At 62.4% G+C, this 19,423-nt stretch carries 12 protein-coding genes and 2 pseudogenes; 8 read left to right on the top strand and 6 right to left on the bottom strand.

What is annotated here, in order from left to right:
* Positions 1-128 precede the first annotated feature (128 nt).
* Entirely contained in the window at positions 129-1,373 is a 1,245-nt protein-coding gene (locus ACZY0R_RS42955) for a Fic family protein (protein ID WP_488867884.1), read from the top strand.
* A 909-nt stretch (positions 1,374-2,282) separates the two neighbouring features.
* Here the strand turns inward: ACZY0R_RS42955 and ACZY0R_RS42950 are convergent.
* From ACZY0R_RS42950 to ACZY0R_RS42930, 5 genes and pseudogenes are all read right to left on the bottom strand, one after another.
* Positions 2,283-2,522, bottom strand: a complete 240-nt coding sequence (locus ACZY0R_RS42950) for a hypothetical protein (RefSeq protein WP_488867882.1) — start codon at positions 2,520-2,522, stop codon at positions 2,283-2,285.
* Positions 2,523-2,630: 108 nt separating this feature from the next.
* Positions 2,631-2,961, bottom strand: a pseudogene (locus tag ACZY0R_RS42945) (transposase); the annotation flags it as partial.
* A 76-nt stretch (positions 2,962-3,037) separates the two neighbouring features.
* Entirely contained in the window at positions 3,038-4,060 is a 1,023-nt protein-coding gene (locus ACZY0R_RS42940; RefSeq protein ID WP_488867880.1) for an SWIM zinc finger family protein, read from the bottom strand.
* A gap of 18 nt (positions 4,061-4,078) precedes the next feature.
* Complete coding sequence (locus tag ACZY0R_RS42935; protein ID WP_488868041.1) at positions 4,079-6,763, bottom strand: DEAD/DEAH box helicase; 2,685 nt, start codon at positions 6,761-6,763, stop codon at positions 4,079-4,081.
* 544 nt (positions 6,764-7,307) lie between these two features.
* Positions 7,308-7,763, bottom strand: coding sequence for an HU family DNA-binding protein (locus tag ACZY0R_RS42930; RefSeq protein WP_488868039.1), 456 nt, complete (start codon positions 7,761-7,763; stop codon positions 7,308-7,310).
* A gap of 1,131 nt (positions 7,764-8,894) precedes the next feature.
* Here ACZY0R_RS42930 and ACZY0R_RS42925 point away from each other — a divergent pair.
* From ACZY0R_RS42925 to ACZY0R_RS42905, 5 genes and pseudogenes are all read left to right on the top strand, one after another.
* Complete coding sequence (locus tag ACZY0R_RS42925; protein WP_488867878.1) at positions 8,895-10,325, top strand: Wadjet anti-phage system protein JetA family protein; 1,431 nt, start codon at positions 8,895-8,897, stop codon at positions 10,323-10,325.
* A complete protein-coding gene (locus ACZY0R_RS42920; RefSeq protein WP_488867876.1) occupies positions 10,318-11,004 on the top strand; it encodes a DUF4194 domain-containing protein in 687 nt (228 codons plus the stop codon). Before ACZY0R_RS42925 ends, ACZY0R_RS42920 begins: the two co-directional genes overlap by 8 nt.
* Complete coding sequence (locus ACZY0R_RS42915) at positions 10,994-14,665, top strand: SbcC/MukB-like Walker B domain-containing protein (protein ID WP_488867874.1); 3,672 nt, start codon at positions 10,994-10,996, stop codon at positions 14,663-14,665. Before ACZY0R_RS42920 ends, ACZY0R_RS42915 begins: the two co-directional genes overlap by 11 nt.
* Positions 14,662-15,825: a Wadjet anti-phage system protein JetD domain-containing protein gene (locus ACZY0R_RS42910; protein WP_488867872.1), complete on the top strand. Its 1,164-nt coding sequence runs from the start codon at positions 14,662-14,664 to the stop codon at positions 15,823-15,825. The genes ACZY0R_RS42915 and ACZY0R_RS42910 overlap by 4 nt, the downstream gene beginning before the upstream one ends.
* A 114-nt stretch (positions 15,826-15,939) precedes the next feature.
* Positions 15,940-16,119: pseudogene (locus ACZY0R_RS42905) on the top strand (transposase); the annotation flags it as partial.
* A 171-nt stretch (positions 16,120-16,290) separates the two neighbouring features.
* Here ACZY0R_RS42905 and ACZY0R_RS42900 read toward each other — a convergent pair.
* Complete coding sequence (locus ACZY0R_RS42900; protein WP_488867870.1) at positions 16,291-16,680, bottom strand: helix-turn-helix domain-containing protein; 390 nt, start codon at positions 16,678-16,680, stop codon at positions 16,291-16,293.
* A gap of 806 nt (positions 16,681-17,486) precedes the next feature.
* On the opposite strand from ACZY0R_RS42900, the gene ACZY0R_RS42895 reads away from it, so the two are divergent.
* Both ACZY0R_RS42895 and ACZY0R_RS42890 read left to right on the top strand, forming a co-directional pair.
* Entirely contained in the window at positions 17,487-18,167 is a 681-nt protein-coding gene (locus ACZY0R_RS42895) for a methyl-accepting chemotaxis protein (RefSeq protein WP_488867868.1), read from the top strand.
* 13 nt (positions 18,168-18,180) lie between these two features.
* Positions 18,181-18,975, top strand: coding sequence for a type IV pili methyl-accepting chemotaxis transducer N-terminal domain-containing protein (locus tag ACZY0R_RS42890; protein WP_488867866.1), 795 nt, complete (start codon positions 18,181-18,183; stop codon positions 18,973-18,975).
* The last annotated feature ends 448 nt before the right edge of the window (positions 18,976-19,423 follow it).

Raw genomic sequence — 19,423 nt, 5'->3', positions numbered from 1 at the left:
CGACAGCTGACAAAGCCGAGGAGGGAAGTCAGGTGCCGATAGATGCCCATCCCACACGGCGTCGAACGTGAGCCGCAAATCTTGAAATGCGGCTCACAAATTGAATCGCATATGGCAAAATGCGGCTCATGAGTACAGAGTCCCCCTGGATATGGCGTCGCGCAGATTGGCCCGATCTCGCCTATGACGCTCAGACGACCGCGCCTGACTTGGCGGAGGCCTACCGGATGCACGGTGTCGTGGAAGGCAAAGCCATGGCCATCGGCCTTGGAAGTACCAGTCAGGTAGCGCTGGATGCACTCTCCGACGAGGTGCTGGCCACTGCAGCCATTGAGGGGGAACGGCTGTCGCTAGATGCAGTCCGGTCGTCCGTCATGAGGCGGCTTGGATTGGCGCAGTCTGGCCCCTTCAACCGCAGTGTCGACGGCTTGGTGGAGGTCATCAGTGATGCCACGACAGCGGTTGATACGCCCCTTGACGAAGACCGCTTGTGCCGCTGGCAATCTGCGCTGTTCCCCGGTGGCACGTCAGGCATTCACCGAATTGCCGTCGGACGATATCGTGACCATGACGATCCAATGCAGATCGTGAGCGGTCAACCGGGCCGCGAGGTTGTGCATTATGAGGCCCCACCCTCAGAGGACGTGCCCGCGCAGATGAAACGCTTTCTCACATGGTTTGCCGATACCTCGCCAACACAGGTCGCGACGCTGCCGGCAGACAGTAAGCCCATTGACGGGTTCGCCCGCGCCGCCCTCGCGCACCTGTGGTTCGAGAGCATCCACCCGTTTGAGGACGGCAACGGCCGCATCGGTCGGGCTATCGTTGACATGGTCATGGCACAGCATCTGAGGCAGCCGGTACGCCTCTACAGTCTTTCGCGGCAGTTCCTGACCTCACGCTCGGCATACTACGACGCCCTAAACCACGCCCAGCGCGGTGAAACCGACGTTACGGCGTGGGTTCAGTGGTTTGCACGCCAATGCACGGCCGCTTGTCATGCCGCGAGCCAGGTCATCGACCAGGCGATCGAGAGGAGGCGCTTCTGGGAGAAGCACGAGGGCGGCGGGCTTCATGAGCGGCAGCGCAAAGTGCTACAGCGACTCCTCGATGACGGGGACGGTGGGTTTCTGGGCGGCCTGAACGCTGAGAAGTACATGAAGATGACCGGCGTCTCAAAGGCCACAGCTACACGCGACCTTTCGGCGATGGTCACGTGCGGGCAATTGCGGAGCCACGGTGTGGGCAAAGCGGTGCGCTATTACATCAATGTGCCCGGGTGGTCGCATGGTGTAGCCATGGAGGCCAATCCGGCTGGTCTAGACCCCGAAGCAGGTTTAGTCGTCGCCGACGAGAAGCGCGAGACCAAGTAGTCCGAGCAGAATGTGCATGCTGCGGTCGAAGCAGGCGGCTACACGGTGTCCGGAGGTCCGGTGAGCAAGACCGGCAATACATCGGCCCCATCGTGGCCGTGTCCACGCTGCCCAGCATATCGGTCGTCGGCGGTTGTCATCCACGACACCCGTTTGCTCGACACAGCGCCTTACCGTCGATCCCTATGCGGAGCCTATCAAGCACCTTGGCTATTCCGACAAGTGGGGATGAGCTAGGACGGGAAGGTGTACCGGCCTGACATGCCGGATTGGTTGATGAGAAAGTGAGCGTAGGCTCGCTCGGCCTAAGTCGTCCGGCCCTTTGCCTTTGCAGTAGACTGTTGACTCCGATATAGAAAGGAATCTGGCTCATGGCAGACGCTAAGAATGCGCTCGCAAGGATCGAACCACGGCCCGGTCTCTCGTCTGAGCAGGATAGGAGCACCGCGGACGCGGTCTCGCTGTTTTTGACCATTCGGGAGAAGCTTCTTTCGAAAGCGCACATTAATCACGTCGACAGTGCTGCAACGCTAGTGTAGTGTTGCACTCTTGAATGAACGTATAATGTTCGCATGCCTCCAAGGTTCCACTATGTGGCAGAGTGGAGAGAGTGAATGCGAGTTGCCCCTGAGATTGTGCTGACCGACAAAGAGCGCGCCGAATTGACGAGAAGCTGACCAGTGTGAGGCTGGTGCAGCGTGCGCACATCGTGACGGTCAGAAATGGCGAAAATCGGGCTCAAACTGTCGAACTCGGGGGTGCTGGTGAGAGCCCAGTGAACCTAATTCTTGGAGCCAGCCATGAGAGCCTGTATGCCCGAATCGTGCTGTGGCTGATCCGGCGCGCTGGAGTTCTCAACCAGGCGTCACACTGAGTTTGTCGCAAACGCCTCTCGCGAGTCGGTGCGCCTCAGACAACAGTTAGCGGCGCAGGCGACAGATCGAGCATGACGCGGAGCTCGACATTGTCCGGATCGCGTGGCTGCCAAATGCGACCGATGACCACAAAGATGATTGGTTGTCCTGGGAACTGGATTAGGTCCCCGATCACTGGCGTTATCGCGCCGGTATGAGGCGTCAGATCCAAGTCGATGTCCCTTGCTGCGGCTTGTGCTGCCGGAGTGAACTGCAGTGTGATCGTGAGCTTCATGCATACCCCTATCGTGCCTAGTTGAGAAGGTCAGATCTCTCGATTGTTCCACAATTAAGGTAGGTCTGAAGCTTGCCAAGCGTTCGTATCTTCCACTAGTACACTGCGTCAATTAAATGGCACCGGGCGAATTCGCCGAGATGGGTCGTTGTACTTCCACTTGATGGGGCCGGATTCTCGTTGTGCTGACGGATATAGCGCATCAGCTTTCGGTCGAGGTCCTTCACGGAAGTAAAGATGCCGCGACTAATTACGTCATGCTGGATACGGGAGAACCAATTCTCCACCTGGTTCAGCCACGACGAATATGTGGGCGTGAAGTGCGGTGCACGTACCGATGGGCCCGCAGGAATTCCTGAACGTGCGACGTCTTGTGGCTGCTCACGTTGTCACAGATCACGTGGATTTCCTGACCATCGGGCTGATGGGCCACGATATCCGGCCGCAACTTGCGACCAGCCGGCTCGGCCGAACAGTAGTCACTCACCCCTTCGAGTCGCTCGCCAGATCATCATTTAGCGGGACGTACCTTTCACCAATCGAGTACTGGCGCGCTTCCTTGTTGCTGCCTCTTTCGGGGTTGCAGGCGAGTTCGCCACCTTTGCTTTACCGGCAACAACGTTGCCAGATGTTGATTTACGTGGCCCAGCAGATAGCTTGACTGGTAACGTCTTTGTTACCGATTTATTGTCCTCCGCAGTCTTCGCGTTCGCAGGTGGCTTGCGGGCTGTCGAGACAGCCGACCTGGTCGCCTTCTTCGCTGTCACCTTACCTGCCGGCGGCTTGTTACGTCCAGCAGCAGGCTTCGGTGGTGGGTAAGCGCCGGCCATCTCGATGCCAAACACATCGGCCACCAGCGCGTCGTCGAGCACCTTGCTGGTAGCGGGTCGCTTTGTGGCTTTGGGCAGGCCAGCGCCAGCCTGCCTGACAAGATCATTGACATCGACGCGGCGCAAGGCGAAGAGCAATTCCGGCTGTTGGTCGAGCCGCGCGCCGATGCCGTAGAGTACGGCAGCAACGTGCTTGCACATTGACGCCCAGTCCGGGCAACTGCAATTAAACTTGATTTCTTTCGGCACCGGGAAAAGACCGGTGCCAGGTTTGCAGATGCGCTCCATCACGGATGTCGAGAGCTTGCCCTGCAATAGCTCCACGATCGAATCGATCGACCCCGCGCAATCGGCGCCAATCGCCCGCCATTGCTTTTCAGGACACGCAGTCACGGTCACAGCGACCGTGTAGAGGCTCGAACCCATTACCTGCGCGCGGACTTCGCCTGCCGTGATCTGAAGGTCGATCACGGAACCGTTGCGCACATAGGTACGGCCGCGCGGCAGCCGGTTGGCATAGTCACTGTAGCCTTCCAGATTGTCGCACCAGGCCTTGCCCCAGAAGGTCTTGGTGATGGCGCCGCGATACGACACGATTGGCGACAGGACCACACCAGCCTTCGTCGCCTTCGCGGCGGCCCGTTCAGCCTTTTTCCTGCGCTCGGCGACCGAGACATAGGGCTTCCACCCCCCATAACCGTAGCCCATTGCGATTCCTCTTGACGATCAGTTTTCCTGCGCGGCATAAACGTCGAGCTTCACGAGATCGAGCAATTCACGATCGCTCACCTCGGTGAGCAGAAGTTCCGCGCCGCCCTCCAGTACATCTTTCACCAATTGCTGCTTTGCTTCGATCAATTGGTCGATACGGTCTTCGATCGTGCCACGGCAGATGAACTTATGCACCAGGACGTTCCTCTGCTGGCCGATACGGAATGCACGATCGGTCGCCTGGTTTTCCACGGCCGGGTTCCACCAGCGGTCGAAGTGGATCACATGTGAAGCGGCGGTGAGATTCAGACCCGCCCCACCTGCCTTGAGCGAGAGCACGAAGAAAGGTGTCAGCTCATCTTCCTGGAATCGCTTGACCAGTTCGCGGCGCTTGGCTACCGGGGTGCCGCCATGGAGTACCAGACCTTCGCGGCCGAAGATCGAACCCAGGAATGCCGCCAGCGGTTCAGTGGTCTCGCGGAATTGGGTGAATACCAGTACCTTTTCCTGCTTGGCGGCAATGACTTCGGCCAGTTGGCGCAGGCGGGCGAACTTGCCGCTGTCTTCCGCCTTCCAGGCCGCGTCGCCCAACCACTGCGATGGATGGTTGCATATCTGTTTGAAGCGCATCAGGAAGCTCAGCACGACACCCTTGCGACCGATGCCTTCGGCGTCTTCAAGCGCGGCGGCCAGATCCTTCACCGCACGCTGATAAAGTGCCGCCTGGCTCGGGCTCAGGTGGCACCAGGCCTTGAGTTCGGTCTTGTCCGGAAGATCGTCGATTACCCGCTTGTCGGTCTTCAGGCGGCGCAGGATGTAGGGGCGTACGAGCGTTCGCAGCGGACCGAAGTGCTCGGCCTTCGCCAGCCGCCTGGTAAAGTTGGCAAAGACTTTGTCTGAGCCCAGTAAGCCGGGATGGGTGAAATCGAAAATGGACCACAGATCGGACAGGCGGTTTTCCACGGGGGTTCCGGTCAGCGCGATGCGCGATTGTGCCTGGAGTTGCTTGACCTGCCGCGTTTGCTTGGCGCCCGGATTCTTGATCGCCTGCGCTTCGTCGACAATGGCAACGCGCCATTGGATGGCCCCCAGTACCGGCTGGCGAAGAAGCGAGCCATAGCTGGTGATGACGAGATCGATGTCCGCAAGCCGCGCGGGGTCCAGCGCGCGCAAATCGGCCGCCGGCATGACCGACGGATGGGCGATCAGTAGGCGCAAGCCGGGGGCAAAGCGCTCGGCCTCTGCCGCCCAGTTGGCCAGCAGCGATGCGGGGGCGACCAGCAGACTGGGCCGGACCTCGGCGCCTTCGCGCTTCAGCACAAGCAGCAGCGAGAGTACCTGCATGGTCTTGCCCAGACCCATATCATCCGCCAGGCAAGCGCCCAGTCCGAGCCGGGTGAGCAGGTACAACCACCGCACGCCGACCTGTTGGTAGGGCCGCAGGTTGGCCTTGAGTTCCGGTCCCGGGCTGATCTGCGCCAACCCCTCCGGCTGACGCAACTCCTGCAGGATGTCGGCCAGCCAGGGCCCTGCAACAAGCTGTGACCAGTCGCGGTTAGCGGGGTCGGCGCTCTCGTCGAGCGAAACACCCGCCAGAAGGCGCAGGGCCTCATTAAAGGGAAGACCGGTTTGCGCCGCCTTTTCCATGGCCTCGAATCGCTTCATGAGGCGACTAAGCTTCTTCTTGTCCACCTCAATCCAGCGACCACGGATGAGTTGCAAGCCGTCGGCGCCTTTGAGCAGATCCCTGACCTCGGAGGCGCTGAGACGCTCGCCGTCGAGGGAGACCTCCATGCTGAAATCGAGCAACGCGTCCTTGCCCAAGAGCGAAGGCGGTCGTGCTCCGACGCTGGCTTTCACAACGGGACGAGCGGGGCGGCCCGCCTGCCAGACGCCTGGCGTGCGTACGACAATCCCGGCGGATTCGAGTTTGGATAGGTCCGAGAGCAGGCGATGGGCGTCGCGCGGCGTCCAGCGCAGCGGATGGTATATCTCGCCGGTATCCACCATGTCGCGAAGCCAATCGCAGTGTTCCGCAGCGCGCTGCACCGGCAGCAGTAACGACAGGAGCTGCGCCTTGCTCCTGGCTCCCGAAAATTCTGCCAGGGCTTGCGACAGTGGCTGGTGTTGCGCCTTGCCATGGGCCGACAGGCGCGAGGTGTAAGTCGCAAGAAAGGCGAACGGTGACTCCGGGTCCTTGCGGTTCTCAGCGAGGTTGAAATGCACACGGCCGACGAGATTCCAGGCCGGGTGGCGCAACTTGAGGAAGTTCTGAAGCGAGACGTTTGCGGTCGCCAGTTCCTGGTGCAAGGCAGTATCGATCTCGCCCCACAACGTGGCCAGCACATCTGGCGTTAGATACTCGCCGCCCGTCATCGGCGGCGCATCGGCAATCATAGCATCAAAATCATTGGCAGCAGGCGTTGCGACCACGATCTCGCCGCCTTCGGGCGTAGCGCACAAGGCGGTGACATAGCGCGCGGCAAAATCACGCCACCAGGCCCATGCGGGGGGCAAAATGCGGCCGATTTCCGCCGTTCCCAAATGCAGCAGGCCATGCCCCGCGCCAAACGCAAACGAACTCCCAAGCCGCAGTCGCGTTTCATCTGCCAATATTGGCGCGGCGTCCTCCGGCACCGCAAGCAGGTGTCCGCCGGGCGTCAGGTGTGGCGCGAGAATGTCGGGAGCAGTCAAAGGCACCAGTCCCAATCGCACTGTTGCAGCGAGCGCTGAAGCCGCATGTTTTCAAGGGAGGCGGCTGCGGAATCAACCAGCGGGCCCTCCCGCCTAGTTCGGACTGGGCGAATCTCCGATTGCGTCTGGTCCGACCGGTTTATCGGGTCGACCAACCGTCCGGGGTATGCCTGTCCGCTACGTTGCACATGCGTCGTGAACTGTCTATTCATCTGCTGGACAAACTGATTGCTACGCATAAACTGACGGAAGTTCGCTCCCGGCTCTGCCGCCGGCGGACCACCTTCAACCTTCGAGGCGGCCCCGCGCGCATTTCCGAATCTTGCCAACTTTCCATGAAAGGGTGCCAAAACCTCAGTCACGCGAGATTGGATGCCGATGGCGGCGCCCGCCCGCGCGGTGGAAATCAACTGGCGCGCTTGTTACAAACGAGTAAATGGCGGAGTGTCCCGAATGGCCGGTATGGGACATATTTAGAGGACGCCGAGCAGCTGCTTAAAACAAAGGGAGCCGCGCTAGGGCTCCCTTCACCTTGCACGTCGACAATGGCTTAGGCAGCGGCGTCCTTGAGCTTCTTCATCGGACGGACCTTCACCTTGACGGCCGCCGGCTTTGCAGCAAACCACTGATCCTCTCCGGTGAACGGGTTCTTGCCGAAGCGCTTCTTGGTCGCCGGCACTTGGGTGGCGACCACCTTGAACAGGCCGGGCAGGGTGAATTCGCCCGCGCCTTTCTTGTGCACAGCGCTCAACACCGTGTTTTCCAGATGGGCCAACACGGTCTTGACGGTCTTGGCATCCAGTTCGGTTTGCGCAACAAGGTGAGCGAGCAGGCTGGACTTGTTGAACTTGTCGCTCAGCGGCTTGGCGACCGGTGCAGCTGCGGCGGCCTTTTTCGCTGGCGCCGCCTTCTTGGCCGCAGCCTTCACCGGGGCTTTGGTTGCCAGTGCCTTCTTGGCGGCAGGCTTGGCAGGGATCTTCGCGACAGCTTTAGCTTTGGTTGGCATAGGGATTGAAGCCTCAATTTCTAGTGGTTTGGGCGCTGACGTGCCAGAGGCATGAGCGCACGCTGGAGCATAGCAAAAACCGCGCTGCATGTGGGCTTGCCGTCGACCTGAGAGGACGCGCCGGGGCTCGCTCAAGTGCTTGCATTTTGATGGCGGCGGCAATCCGGTCGCCGACACGAAGGCCAGCAGAGATTCCGCCGAGGCATTCGCCACGGGCATCATACTGCAGCGGCGGAATCCCTCAGGCTCAATGATCTCCACAGCGACACATGTCAGTACCTTTTTCCCTTGAGCGCGCCCACCAGACAACTCTGGATCGAGCCAGCGGCAACTCGGGGAGCTGCGTACCCAATTCTCGACGGAGCTGGGGCCCAGCCGCGAGCAGGTGGCCGTGGCGCAGGCGCGGGCCAGCGCCACCGAGCGCCGCACGAGATCGACCAAGAGCGCACGCTGCGCCACAAGGGCGAGCAGTCGGGCTGCCGACCTGCGCGTTGAGTTGGCGGCAGCGCAGGCGCGGGTGCAGAGCACCGCGGTGGCTGGCGCCGAGGCACGCGCGCGGCTGCAAGCCGAGCGCGTGCAAGCGGAGGCCACCGCGACGCGCCGCTTGGTATCGCCCGGGCGCCGGCGACGAAAACCAAGTTCAAGCCCGGAGCAGCGTAAGGGCCGTGTCCACCAGTGAGGCAGGGAGGACGTTGTTCACACCGGAGCGGGATCAGCCGGTGGTCACGCGCCGCGGCATTGAGCGCGCCTCTACTGCCCGCGTTGATCCCTGCTTGAGCGGAAGGTGGATTGCTGGCGAGTAGCCCTGGCAAGCGCCGGCTCCCAGGCATCACCAGGGCGGAGCCCAGTCACGCGGGACGTCCGCCCCACTTGTTCACCCAACCCGCGTGTAGGGGGCAGGGCTGGGATAGCGGCGGGGCCATACCGGACTGACTGCCGCGGGCGGTCAATGCCGGGCAGACGGTGGAGCATTTCCAGATGGGTTAGGCGCCACGGCCTCCCTTCCGGGTTGATGGGCGCCTTGGACTTGCGTGGGTTTTATAAAGGGGTGGTATCGTACGCCTTTGGTCGCTGCGTCGATGGTACGTAGGTGCAACGCCAGCGTACTCAGGAGATGGGACATCAGCCGCCATGGTGGATTCGGGTTACCCGCAGTTCTTTCGTCCGCTGACGCTGAAGAGGCGCCAGCTGATCGCTGCCTGCATCCGCGCATTCTATGCGCGGCTTTATGGTTCCCATGCCGACTACCGATCCATTCTGGGACGCGAGGACTTGCGTGACCTCTTTGTTCAGACCATGCAGTCCGCCACGCTGCCGGCTGACCCGGCGGGAGAAGATGGCGAAGACGGATTCGCCGCCGGTGACCTTGCCGACGATCAGAAGCTGGCAAGCGCCATCGTGCGCCTCCTCGTCGCGGACGGCTGGCTCGAAACCGCCGAGGATCGGGTTCGACTGGTTACCGCCTATCGCTTCACCCGCGCCGGCAAGATCTTCGCTCAGGCGCTCACGCTGGCCGACCGTCCACGCGAACGGACCCGCCAGCGCAACATGCGCTCCTGCAAGAATGCTCTGGGTGCCTTCATCGAGCGCCGCGACGTGGAGGACCTGCTCGACGCCTACGAGTATGCCGATCGGGTCATTGCCGACCTGTCCGAGGACATTGAGCTCTTCTACGACCTGGCGCGCAAGATATTGCTCGATGCGCATGTGCAGGGCAATTGGGATGGGTTCATTGAGTTCGTAGAGCGACGTTTTCGTGATGAGTTCTCGCCCCGGCTGGTCTATGACAATGCCGAGCGCCACCGGCTGGACATCGGGGCGCTGATCGAACGTCTTAACGAGTTGAGCGCGGCCGAGATGCAGGCCATTGACGATGACCTGGCCAACCACGCGCCATGGGCCGCGCAGGCCGCGCCGGACGGGGCTATCTTGAGATGGATGCTTGATCGGATCGACGAGATGGTGACCGCAGCCTGCCGGACGAAGCAGCCGGAATTGTTCCGGGCCATGGAAAGCTATGTCCGCCGCCATGTGGTCTTGTTGTCGCAGAGTCTGTTCATGGGGGCATCGGGCAGCGGGGCGGCGTTGTCCACCCTGATCCGCCGCCTGGGGCAGATGCCGGAGCGGGAGCAGAGCGCGTGGCTGGAACGGCAGGGAGCGGCGCTCGCACCGGTAAGCGTGGCGCTGTATGATCCCGCCGCGGTGCAGCCGAGAAAGGCCGGCGAGCGTAACCGGGCACAGGTCGTGAGCATTGTTCCGGAGATCACGCGGGAAGAGCGTTTGCGTCAATTCGTGCGGCAAGCGGAGGAGCGGGCCTTCTCCTTGTCGCATCACGATGTCGTGGATTACCTGCTCGGTTTCATGAGTGGCACAGGCGCGCTGCGCCTGTCCGAGTTGCCGGTCGACGATGCCATCCAGGCGTTATCGTTGTTGCGGGCCGTCGAGGCAGCACGGGACGATGACGGACTGGAGGTGGAGCGGCTAGACGCCGAGCCGCTGGACAATGCCATCATGTCGGGCACCGACTATGCAATCAGGAGGCGCCACATTGGCCATGGATGAAATTACGATTGGGCAACTGGTGGAAGCGGAACTCAAGGCGGGGGGCGTCAGGCCGGAGACGTTCCGGCAGATTCTCGCCCGCCTGTTCGGGCTGTCCATCCTGCACCGGGAGGACAGCGCCATCGAGCGTCAGCTCTACGACGACGCCGTGCGTATCGAGGGGCTGCTCAATGCGTACTTCGACGTGGGCGGGTTCCGGCTGCTGCACGAGCGGCATCAGAGTTATTTTCGGCTTTACCCGCCGGGGGCGCGCGTGCCGGGACTGCCCGCCGAGGACGATGCTATCGTGGTGGACGCCGTGCGGGCGAAGCTCTCCGCCGATTTTGTGGCATGCTGCCTGGTGCTGCGCTTGCTGTACAACGAAAGCCTGCGGCAAGGCTCGATCAACGAGCGCAACGAGGCGCTCGTCACCGTGGAATACCTGAATGCCACGCTGACTGCGCAGGCGCGCCGCTCACTGCCGGCCAAGACCGCGCGGGAGAAGCTCTTTGCTGACCTGAAGCGTGCCCGCCTGATCGATTACCGGGCGGATTCCGAGGTGGAAGATGCTGACGCTCTGGTCGCCATTCGTGGAACGATCCTGCAGTTCGTGGCGGATTCCGCCATCGATGCCCTGCTGGCCGAAACTCGGACGCCCGTGTCGGCCGTCACGTCGCCGGAGCCTGACGATGAAGCTTGAGAAGCTCATTCTGGTCAACTGGGGTTTCGTGGTGTCCCGGGAATACCCCTTTGGCGATACCACCTTGCTGTCGGGTTCGACGGGAGTTGGGAAGTCCTCTTTCCAGGACGCGATCCAGCTGGTCATGACGGGCGGCAAGCAGCACATCAACGTGTTCAACTCGGCGCAGGACGAGAGCAGCGCCTCGCGCGCAGGCGGCAAGGTGAGGCGGACGCTGGCGTCCTACGCGGTAGGCATGCGCGACAACCTCTGCGTCCGGCCGTATGGGTCGCACACCTATGTCGTCGCCGTCTTCGCGCCCGATGCCGGGGAGTCCGCCGAGCCATTCACCGCCGTGGTGGCCGTGGAAGCCGCCGTGTCCGGTACGCGCGAGCAAGGCCGCAGCGTCGACGTGGCGCGCAAGCTCTACTTTGTGCTGCCGGGCAGCCGCGCGATGGAGGCGGATTTCATCGAGTCGCGCAAGGGTAATTCGATTACGGCGGTGAAGGTCGAGGATATCTACCATCGGCTGCGCCAGCGCTATCCGCGCGTCCTGCCGTTCGAGAACAGCATCGAAGACTATCTGTGCAAGCTCTATGCTGAGTTTCGCGGTGGCGGCAAGACGCTGGTCGGGCCGCGCGAGGCCGAAGCGGCGGCGCGGGCTTTCGTCCAGTCCATTGCCCGCAAGACCGTCGGCTCGGTGGACGAGCTGATCCGGGAGCAGGTGCTGGCCGAGCCTGATTTCTCCGATCAGATCGGGCATATCGCGTCGCTCATGCAGAACGTGCAACGTCTGCGCAAGATCGCCACCGACCTACTGGCATGCCGGGAGCGGCTGGGAGTGCTGAAGGCACACGCGGACGCGTTCCTTGCCGCGTTCGAAGAGGCCATGGAGGCCGAATTGGGCGAAGCGCTGCGCCGGCAGCAGGATGTCGAGGAGGAGATCCAAAGACTGGAGGCCTCCCGGCGCCTCGCCTTGGCTGATGTCGAAAAGCAGCAGGCGCTTGCCGACCGGCATGCACAGGCGCTAAAGCGCGCCACGGAATTGCACGGCACTGCCAAGGGGCGGCTCAATGGCAATCCGGTGGCGCAGGATCGTGAGCGGCTCAGCCGCGAGATAGCCGCGGGCACCGAAGGTCGATCCCGTATCGCGCTGGACGTCCTGACCGCCCTGACGGGCTTGCGCGGCATGCTGGACGAACTGGCTGCCCTGGCTAAACAGCCTGCAGGGCCGGCCTCCGCCTACGCTCCCCATGTGGAGCGGCTGGTTGTTGATGCCGCGGCGATCGATGCCGCCGACGGCCAGGCCGCCGCGCGTGAGCTGGCGGCGATGCTGACAGGCGCGCAGATCGACCCGGCGAGCCTGCGGCGCGACCGGTTCGCCAGGCTGGATGCCGCCCTGGCTCCCATTGCGCAGCGGCTGCACGGCGCCGACGGCCTGTATGGGGCGGTGGTCCAGGAGCAGGCGCGGGAGTCGGACCGCGCTGCCGCCCTGCAAGGGGAAATCGATGATCTGAAGCGGCGCCGGCAAGGGCTGGAAGATGGCCACTTTGACTTGCCGCCGCATGTGGAGGCTGCGGTTCGATATCTCGAAGCCCAGATGCCGGGCGCCCGTCCCAGGGTGCTTTGCAACCTTGTCCAGCCGCGGGTGGGCTCACGCTGGCAGAACGCCATCGAAGGGCTCTTGGGCGGCAACCGCTTCGTGATCCTGGTGGACGCGCAGTACGAGGCAAGCGCCATCCGGGCGCTGAGGCACGAGCTGCAGGCGACTAAGCAAGGACGAGAGGCTTCCGTGGTGCAGGGTGAACTGGCCAAGCGGCGGGCGGAAAACCAGGCGCTGTCGCCCGATGCGGTGCTGCAGGAACTGGTGATCGCCGATGAGACCGCGCGCGCCTATCTGGTTGCAAGCTACGGCCGTTACGTCAAGGTAGCGGATGTGCAGGCGCTGCGCGGCGCGCCACAGGCACTGACCGTGGACGGCATGGCCAGCGGCGGGTTCAAGATGTTTTCGTCATGGGTGGAGGACGGCGAACTTGCCTTTGGTGCCGAGGCGCGGCGCAAGCGCGTGGTGAGGCTTGCCCGGCAGGTCGACGAAAAGACGCGGGAAAGGGACGCACATCGCGCAAGCGCTGCGGAGTTGGCCGCATGGGGTGCGCGTCTGCTCGGCCTGAAGCTCGTGCCTGTCGCGCCGATGCTGGACAAGCTGGGTGAGACACAGCGCGGTCTGAACAGTCTCGCGGCGCAGCTCGCCAGTCTGGATGACTCCGATCTCATCGTGCTTGAGCGCCGCGTGGCGCGTGCGGAGCAGCTATTGGACGGCCACCACCGGCTATCCAATACCGCGTCACGCTCAGCGGGCGAAGCGGCGGGCCGGGCGCGTGGCTTCGAAGCGAACATCGCTGATGCCGAGGCTAAGCTTGTTGGATGCCAGGACAGCGTGAGACAGGTCAACGCCCGCGTGGCTGAACTGATCCGGCTCAATCCGCACTTCGATCCGGTCCGGCTGGACCAGCGCGCCCGGGAAGCGGCCAAGGAGCAGACCTCCGCGTCCTTCGATGGACGGCGGCGCCAGCAGGCCGGCCTATACCGCCAGGAGCGCGAGGCATTCGAGCGGAAACTGGAGGCACACAATCTCTTGTCTTCCTCGTTCGATGAGCGGGTCGACTTTCAGCCTTGCCAGTCGACGCAGGGGGAGTACGAGTGGCAAGCCTATGGCGGCGTACCCGCCGCCAGGCGGCAGATCTCGGCCATGCTCGAACGGCTCGACCAAGTGCGCATTCTCAACAACACTAGCGAGCTGCGGGGCGCCGAGAAGAGCTTCAACAATACATTCAGTACGCATTTCGCGCTGGCCGTACGCACCGCGGTGGAGCAGGGCATCGATCCGCTCAAGCGGCTCAATGAGAAGCTCAAGCGCCTGGCATTCGGCGAAGACCGCTTCGAGATCGAATACGGGCAGATGGTCAAGGAGTACAAGAAGTACTTCGACCTGTTCCAGGAACTGAACCGGCTGGCCGAGACGCAAACGCCGGTGGATCTGTTCTCGGCGGCCGAAGGCGTGCTGTCCGCCGACAGCGTCGTGGCGCTGGACGACATCAAGCTGCTATTGCTCGACACCAACCGCGACCACGCGTTGCGGCGACTGAAGGACATAGCGGACTACCGCAACTATCGCCAGTATGACATCCGCAAGTATTCGGAAGATGGACGCGAGGCGTCCTTGGCGAGAATGGCGACGTTCTCGGGAGGCGAGCTGATGACGCCGGCCTATCTCGTACGGGCCGCCGTGCTGGCCCAGGCATTTCGCCAGTTCGAGAAGACGCCGAGCCTTAAGCTCATGATGATCGACGAGGCCTTCGACAAGATGGACGAGGGCCGCACTGCCGCCGTGATGCGCTATCTCAATGAGAACCTTCGCCTGCAACTGGTGGTTGCCATGCCGTCCCGCGCGTCCGGCCCCCTGCTCGAGTTGTTCAGTTTCGAGCATCGCTTTTCCCTGATGAAGGTGGAAGGTCTGGCAGGGGAACTCGATAGAATTACCGAGGTGGACAGCTCCCTGTTGAAGGCTGACCGGTTGCATGCCCTCTGGACTGAGCGCCGGGCGACGGTGCGGCGTGAAGCGGTAAGTCAGTTCGACTTGCAGGAGGCACGCAAGCAGTTGGTCTCGGACATGGGGACATGAGCGCCGACGGCATTCCGGGACGCCGGCCGGCCGCCCTCACCGCGTTGCTGAATACGCTGGTGGACCGCATCGAGGCGAAGCCGTTTGCCGAGAGGCGCCGCGATATCAGCTTCCCGTTGAGTGCCGGGACGTGGCCGGAATTTTTCGCGATCGCTCTCCACGGCGAACGCATGTTCGTGTGGCGCGCCCTGGAAGCGCTGCAGGCGCAGCCCGGGTTGGCGCTGGTGCTAAACCAGCGTCGCGGCCAGCGAGATCTTGATATCTGGGAGCGTTCACCGAAGCTCGTCATTGCCGCGCAAGCGGAAGCGTTTCTTCGTGACGAAACGGGGCGCCAGCCCAGTGCCGTGGTCGCCTGGATGGAGCAGTGGCGGCAGGCTGTGCCGGCGCGCTTCGGCAACGCGGCGCTGTGTGAGCGGCTGCTGTCCCGTCCGATCCTCATCCTGCCACGTTCACCGGAGCAGGTGCTGGAGCGCCTCGCGGGCATCCCGGCGCTTGCCGGCGAGAACCTCATGCTCCATGAGGTGGCAAGCCGGCAGTTCTGGGGCTTGTCAAAAATTCTCAACGGCCAGCAGGAGACCATTGCCCTTTTGCTTGACACGGAAGTCTGCCCCTTTCCGGACAAACCGGTGCAACTGCTGGTGGCCGCCCGAACAGCCGATCCTGCTGCCCCGATCCTGTTTGTGGAAAATGCCGCAACGTTCGAATCGATGGCAGCAGGGAGGCTGAGCGCCGCCGAAGGTTTTGTCCTGATATATGCATCAGGATACAAGGCGAGCGCGAGGCGGCTGCGCCAGCCGGGTGGCAGCTCAGTTTATTTTGCCCCGGGCGTGTTTGAGCGGAATGCGGCATTGGGGCGTAGCTTTCTTGCCTGGCTGCATGGCACCGACGTCACGCGCCCGGTTCATTTCTGGGGCGACCTGGATTTTGCCGGGATGGATATTCTCAAGGAGCTGCGCGTGGTATTCCCAGGCGCGCAAGCGTGGAAAGCTGGCTACGAGGCGCTGCTTGCACGCCTGCTCGCGGAGGAGTCCCACGCGCCGGATGAAGCAAGGAAGTTGGGCCAGACCGATCCGGGCCTTACCGGCTGCTCTTATGCGGATGAAGTGCTGCTTCCAGCATTACGCAGGCTGGGCCGATTTGTCGACCAGGAAAGTCTGTAGCGTCTCGGCTGCGAATAGGCGGTGCCAAATTAGCCAAAGTATTAATCGGTTCTGGCAGTTGCTGGGAGACACACTCGGCGAAGACTTGGTGAGCATGAACTAGAACAGTAGATACACACTCTCTGGCCGGTCCTGACCAGCATGCCGGGAGTCGGCGTCAGGACCGCCGCCAGACTCCTCACTGAGGTCGCGCACAAAGCCTTCGCTTCGGCCGCGCATCTTGCCGCCTATGCCGGTCTCGCCCCGGTCACCCGCCGCTCAGGCTCGTCCATCCGCGGCGAACATCCGACCAGAGCGAACCCCTCGGGCCGCCTCTCGCGAAAGGCCACTTCCTTGCCGACCACCTGCACGTTCGTCTGCTCATCGAGCACGCAAAGCAAGGTGGGACTTGCCGCCGTAGCCGGCAATGCTCACTGCAAATTGCCCTCGTTCGGCGCCTCTGCCGTTTGCCTGGTGCCCGCGTGCCTACGACAGCTGGCTTTCGTAGGGGATGCGCAGTCCATCGTGCAGGCGCTTGACCATGCCCAGGCTGAGCTTGCGCTTGCGGTTCAGTACCTCAGACACGCGGCCACTGGAGCCGATGAACGGCTCAAGATCGCGCGTGGTGAGGCCCTGCTGATCCAACCGAAACTTGATGGCCTCGACCGGATCGGATGGCGGAATAGGGTAATGCTCTTCCTCGTAGCGTTCCACGAGGATCGACAAGACTTCCAGCTCATCGCCATCGGACGAGCCGACCGGCGCGCCCCATAGCTGGCCGATGCGCTCCATTACCACGCGACCGCCCTTGAGGATGCTGGCTGTCCGTAGTTCGGCCTTCACATCCTGTAGTGTCTCATATATCACTTTTTCCATGTGGCGATACCACTCCGTGAGGGGAGATATCGCATCCGCATACGCGGGGTCGCTCTCCCAAAACTCTCGCAGCGTCCGCCGCGCAATGATCCGCATCCTTTAGTTCTCCCGTTTTGGGAGGATTTACTCCCATTTTGGGAGGTTCGCGTATCTCGGCAGAAAAAATTTACCGAAAGGACCAGCGTTGGTGGAATGCGGCGCCACGATTCAACCCGCGCGACTGCCTCTTGTGCCGTGACGCAGTCTCCGGCGCTAATCCCATAGCAGTGCGGCACGGGCATCGGCCTGCCGACGATGGCATCCCTCCATCGCCGGAGAAAGTGTTCATCGCATCTCTCCGTTTCGGCGCGGTCTCGTTGGCTAATCGCCAAACCCACCGATCTGGCCAAAGACGTGTTTGCCGTTCATGGGGTCGATGCGGCAGGCAAAGCACTTCTCGTCAAGCCGAGAGTTACCCGTGATCAGTTGGCCATGCTCCAACGCACGCGTCGTGATGAGGCATCTGGCACGGGATCGGTGCGCGGGTCGGTCCCGCCGTGCCATTTTCCTGCTCCCGCAGCCTGATGCAACTGCCGTGAGCTATGGCATAGATATTGCGCAGGCGACACACAGGCCAACGGCGGCCTTGAAACAATCTGGCAAGTCGCGATGACACGCTCCGAAAAGGAGCATCCCGGGCAACGGCGCCCCGAAGCGAAATGATCACGAACCGAACAACCGGTTTGCAGGCATCTCGCTTCGGGGCGCTTTTTCTTTGCCGGTCAGCGCGGTGCGCGTCTGCGTCGACACTACCTGCAAGGCATGGCATGAACGCTTTCTCTACTCAGTCACCCGAGGCCGAAGTGTCCGCCGAAACCATCGGCGGATTGATCAACCTTTCCGGAAGGCAGCGCATGCTGTCGCAACGGATCGTCCTCCAGATATTGCTCGCTTCGCGGGGGGGCACTGCCGCGCTCGATATCGCACGCAAGTGCCTGTCAATGTTCGAGTCGGCGCATTCGGATCTCGTGACGGGCAATGAGCGTTTGCCCGGCGCATTCTCCGGCGCTTTGCAGCAACTGTACTTTGGTAGTCCGCGCGCTGACGCGCGTGTCCGTGAATTCATCGCCCAGGTCAGGACAGCGATAGACGCACCACTCGCCGACACCAGCCGGCGAGCGCCATCCCTCGACGTGCTGGTGGCGCAAGCCACGCCAATGCTTGAACTGCTGCAGACCGTCACGCAGGCCTACCAGGAGGAGATGCACCGTTGCGAGGTCGCTGTGCGCAAACGCCACACCGACCTCGTCGAGCGCCTCAGCGGTATTTCGATGCAGGCGAACATCGTCGCAATGAATGCGCGCATCTCGGCGGCACGGGCGGGAGAGTACGGCAGGGAGTTCGCGGTGATCACGCTGGTGCTGGCGGACATCATCAAGGAGATGGATCAGTTGATCCGCCACGCCGTCGGCTCGAACGATGCGTCCAAAGGTCCAACCAAAGTTTAACGCGGAGATGCCCTTGAGACGTTACCTCTGTTCCTTCTGCTTGATTGCCTGCAGCGTCCTGGCGCTGGCCTTGGCCGGGACCGCTTCGGCCGAAACGCTAACGATCAACGCGGCGATCAACAAGGCGGGCCGCCAGCGCATGCTGTCTCAGCGCATGGCCAAGGCTTACTGCCAAGCTGGCCTCGGTGTTGAAGTCGAACGTTCGAAGAAGGTCCTCGAGCAGTCCGTGGCGCTCTTTGACAAGCAACTCATGGAGCTGAAGGCGTTCGCGCCCACGCCGGAGATCAAGGACACCTACGCCAGGCTCGAGCAGACATGGATTCCCTATAAGCAGTTGCTGTCCGGCGGCGATCCGAATCTCGATAGCGCGAAAGCAATCGCAAAAATGAGCGAGGACGTGCTGAAGCTTGCGCAACAGGGAACCCTCCTGCTCGAGAAACATTCCGGCACCATGATGGGTAAGCTGATCAACGTTGCCGGCCGCCAGCGGATGCTCTCGCAGAGAATCGCCAAGATCAGCATGTTCCGCGCCTGGGGCATTACCTCCCCCCAGATGGCGCAGGATCTGGACACGGCTACCAGGGAATTCGCAGCCGCGCAGGAACTCCTCTCCGCGGCGCCGCAAAACACAGAGGCAATCCGTCGCGAACTGCAGCTTGCCGGCTCTCAGTGGCTGTTCTTTGAAGAGGCACTCAATCAGACCGGGGTCAGTCGCGCGGAACAGTTGAGAAACATCGCCACGACCAGCGAGCGCATTCTTCAGGTGATGGATGACGTCACCAGCATGTATGAAGGGATGCCCAAGTAACGTGGGAGCGTGAACGAGCTATGCCAGACGCGGCTTTACAGGCAGCCACGCTTGCAATGCCTGCCAGGCGCGCAGCTTTTCCGCAGCGATGGCAGGTCCACGCGGATCATATCGCCCACCAGGCGCCAGAACTGATAAGAACGACGCGGCCGATGCCGCGTCGTTCTGTGAGGCGGTGAACTGGATGCCGAGGGCCAGGCCAACTTGGCCGCGCACGCGCGTCGCGCGGAGGGCCCCTCAGCTCTAGGCGCTCGAGCGGCAGTTGCAGGATTTGCGTACCCAATTCTCGACGGAGTTGGCGCGTACCCGCGATCAGGTATCCATCGCGCAGGAGCGGGCCAGCGCTACCGAGCGCCGCACACTGCGGAAGATCGACCAGCCAGAATGCCGAGCAGGCGCTCGCGGAAATTGCGCGCTGAGCTGGCGGCGGTGCAGGCGAGGGCGCGGC

It is taken from the genome of Cupriavidus sp. F041, from assembly GCF_057814235.1.
The sequence above is the reverse complement of the archived record's forward strand: the minus strand, read 5'-3'. Positions and strand labels throughout refer to the sequence as shown.

Bases quoted from the DNA above. Each gene is read 5' to 3' on its own strand.
- ACZY0R_RS42955 (WP_488867884.1), top strand. From the start codon at position 129: ATGAGTACAGAGTCCCCCTGGATATGGCGTCGCGCAGATTGGCCCGAT.
- ACZY0R_RS42950 (WP_488867882.1), bottom strand. From the start codon at position 2,522: ATGAAGCTCACGATCACACTGCAGTTCACTCCGGCAGCACAAGCCGCA.
- ACZY0R_RS42940 (WP_488867880.1), bottom strand. From the start codon at position 4,060: ATGGGCTACGGTTATGGGGGGTGGAAGCCCTATGTCTCGGTCGCCGAG.
- ACZY0R_RS42930 (WP_488868039.1), bottom strand. From the start codon at position 7,763: ATGCCAACCAAAGCTAAAGCTGTCGCGAAGATCCCTGCCAAGCCTGCC.
- ACZY0R_RS42925 (WP_488867878.1), top strand. From the start codon at position 8,895: ATGGTGGATTCGGGTTACCCGCAGTTCTTTCGTCCGCTGACGCTGAAG.
- ACZY0R_RS42920 (WP_488867876.1), top strand. From the start codon at position 10,318: ATGGATGAAATTACGATTGGGCAACTGGTGGAAGCGGAACTCAAGGCG.
- ACZY0R_RS42915 (WP_488867874.1), top strand. From the start codon at position 10,994: ATGAAGCTTGAGAAGCTCATTCTGGTCAACTGGGGTTTCGTGGTGTCC.
- ACZY0R_RS42910 (WP_488867872.1), top strand. From the start codon at position 14,662: ATGAGCGCCGACGGCATTCCGGGACGCCGGCCGGCCGCCCTCACCGCG.
- ACZY0R_RS42900 (WP_488867870.1), bottom strand. From the start codon at position 16,680: ATGGAAAAAGTGATATATGAGACACTACAGGATGTGAAGGCCGAACTA.
- ACZY0R_RS42895 (WP_488867868.1), top strand. From the start codon at position 17,487: ATGAACGCTTTCTCTACTCAGTCACCCGAGGCCGAAGTGTCCGCCGAA.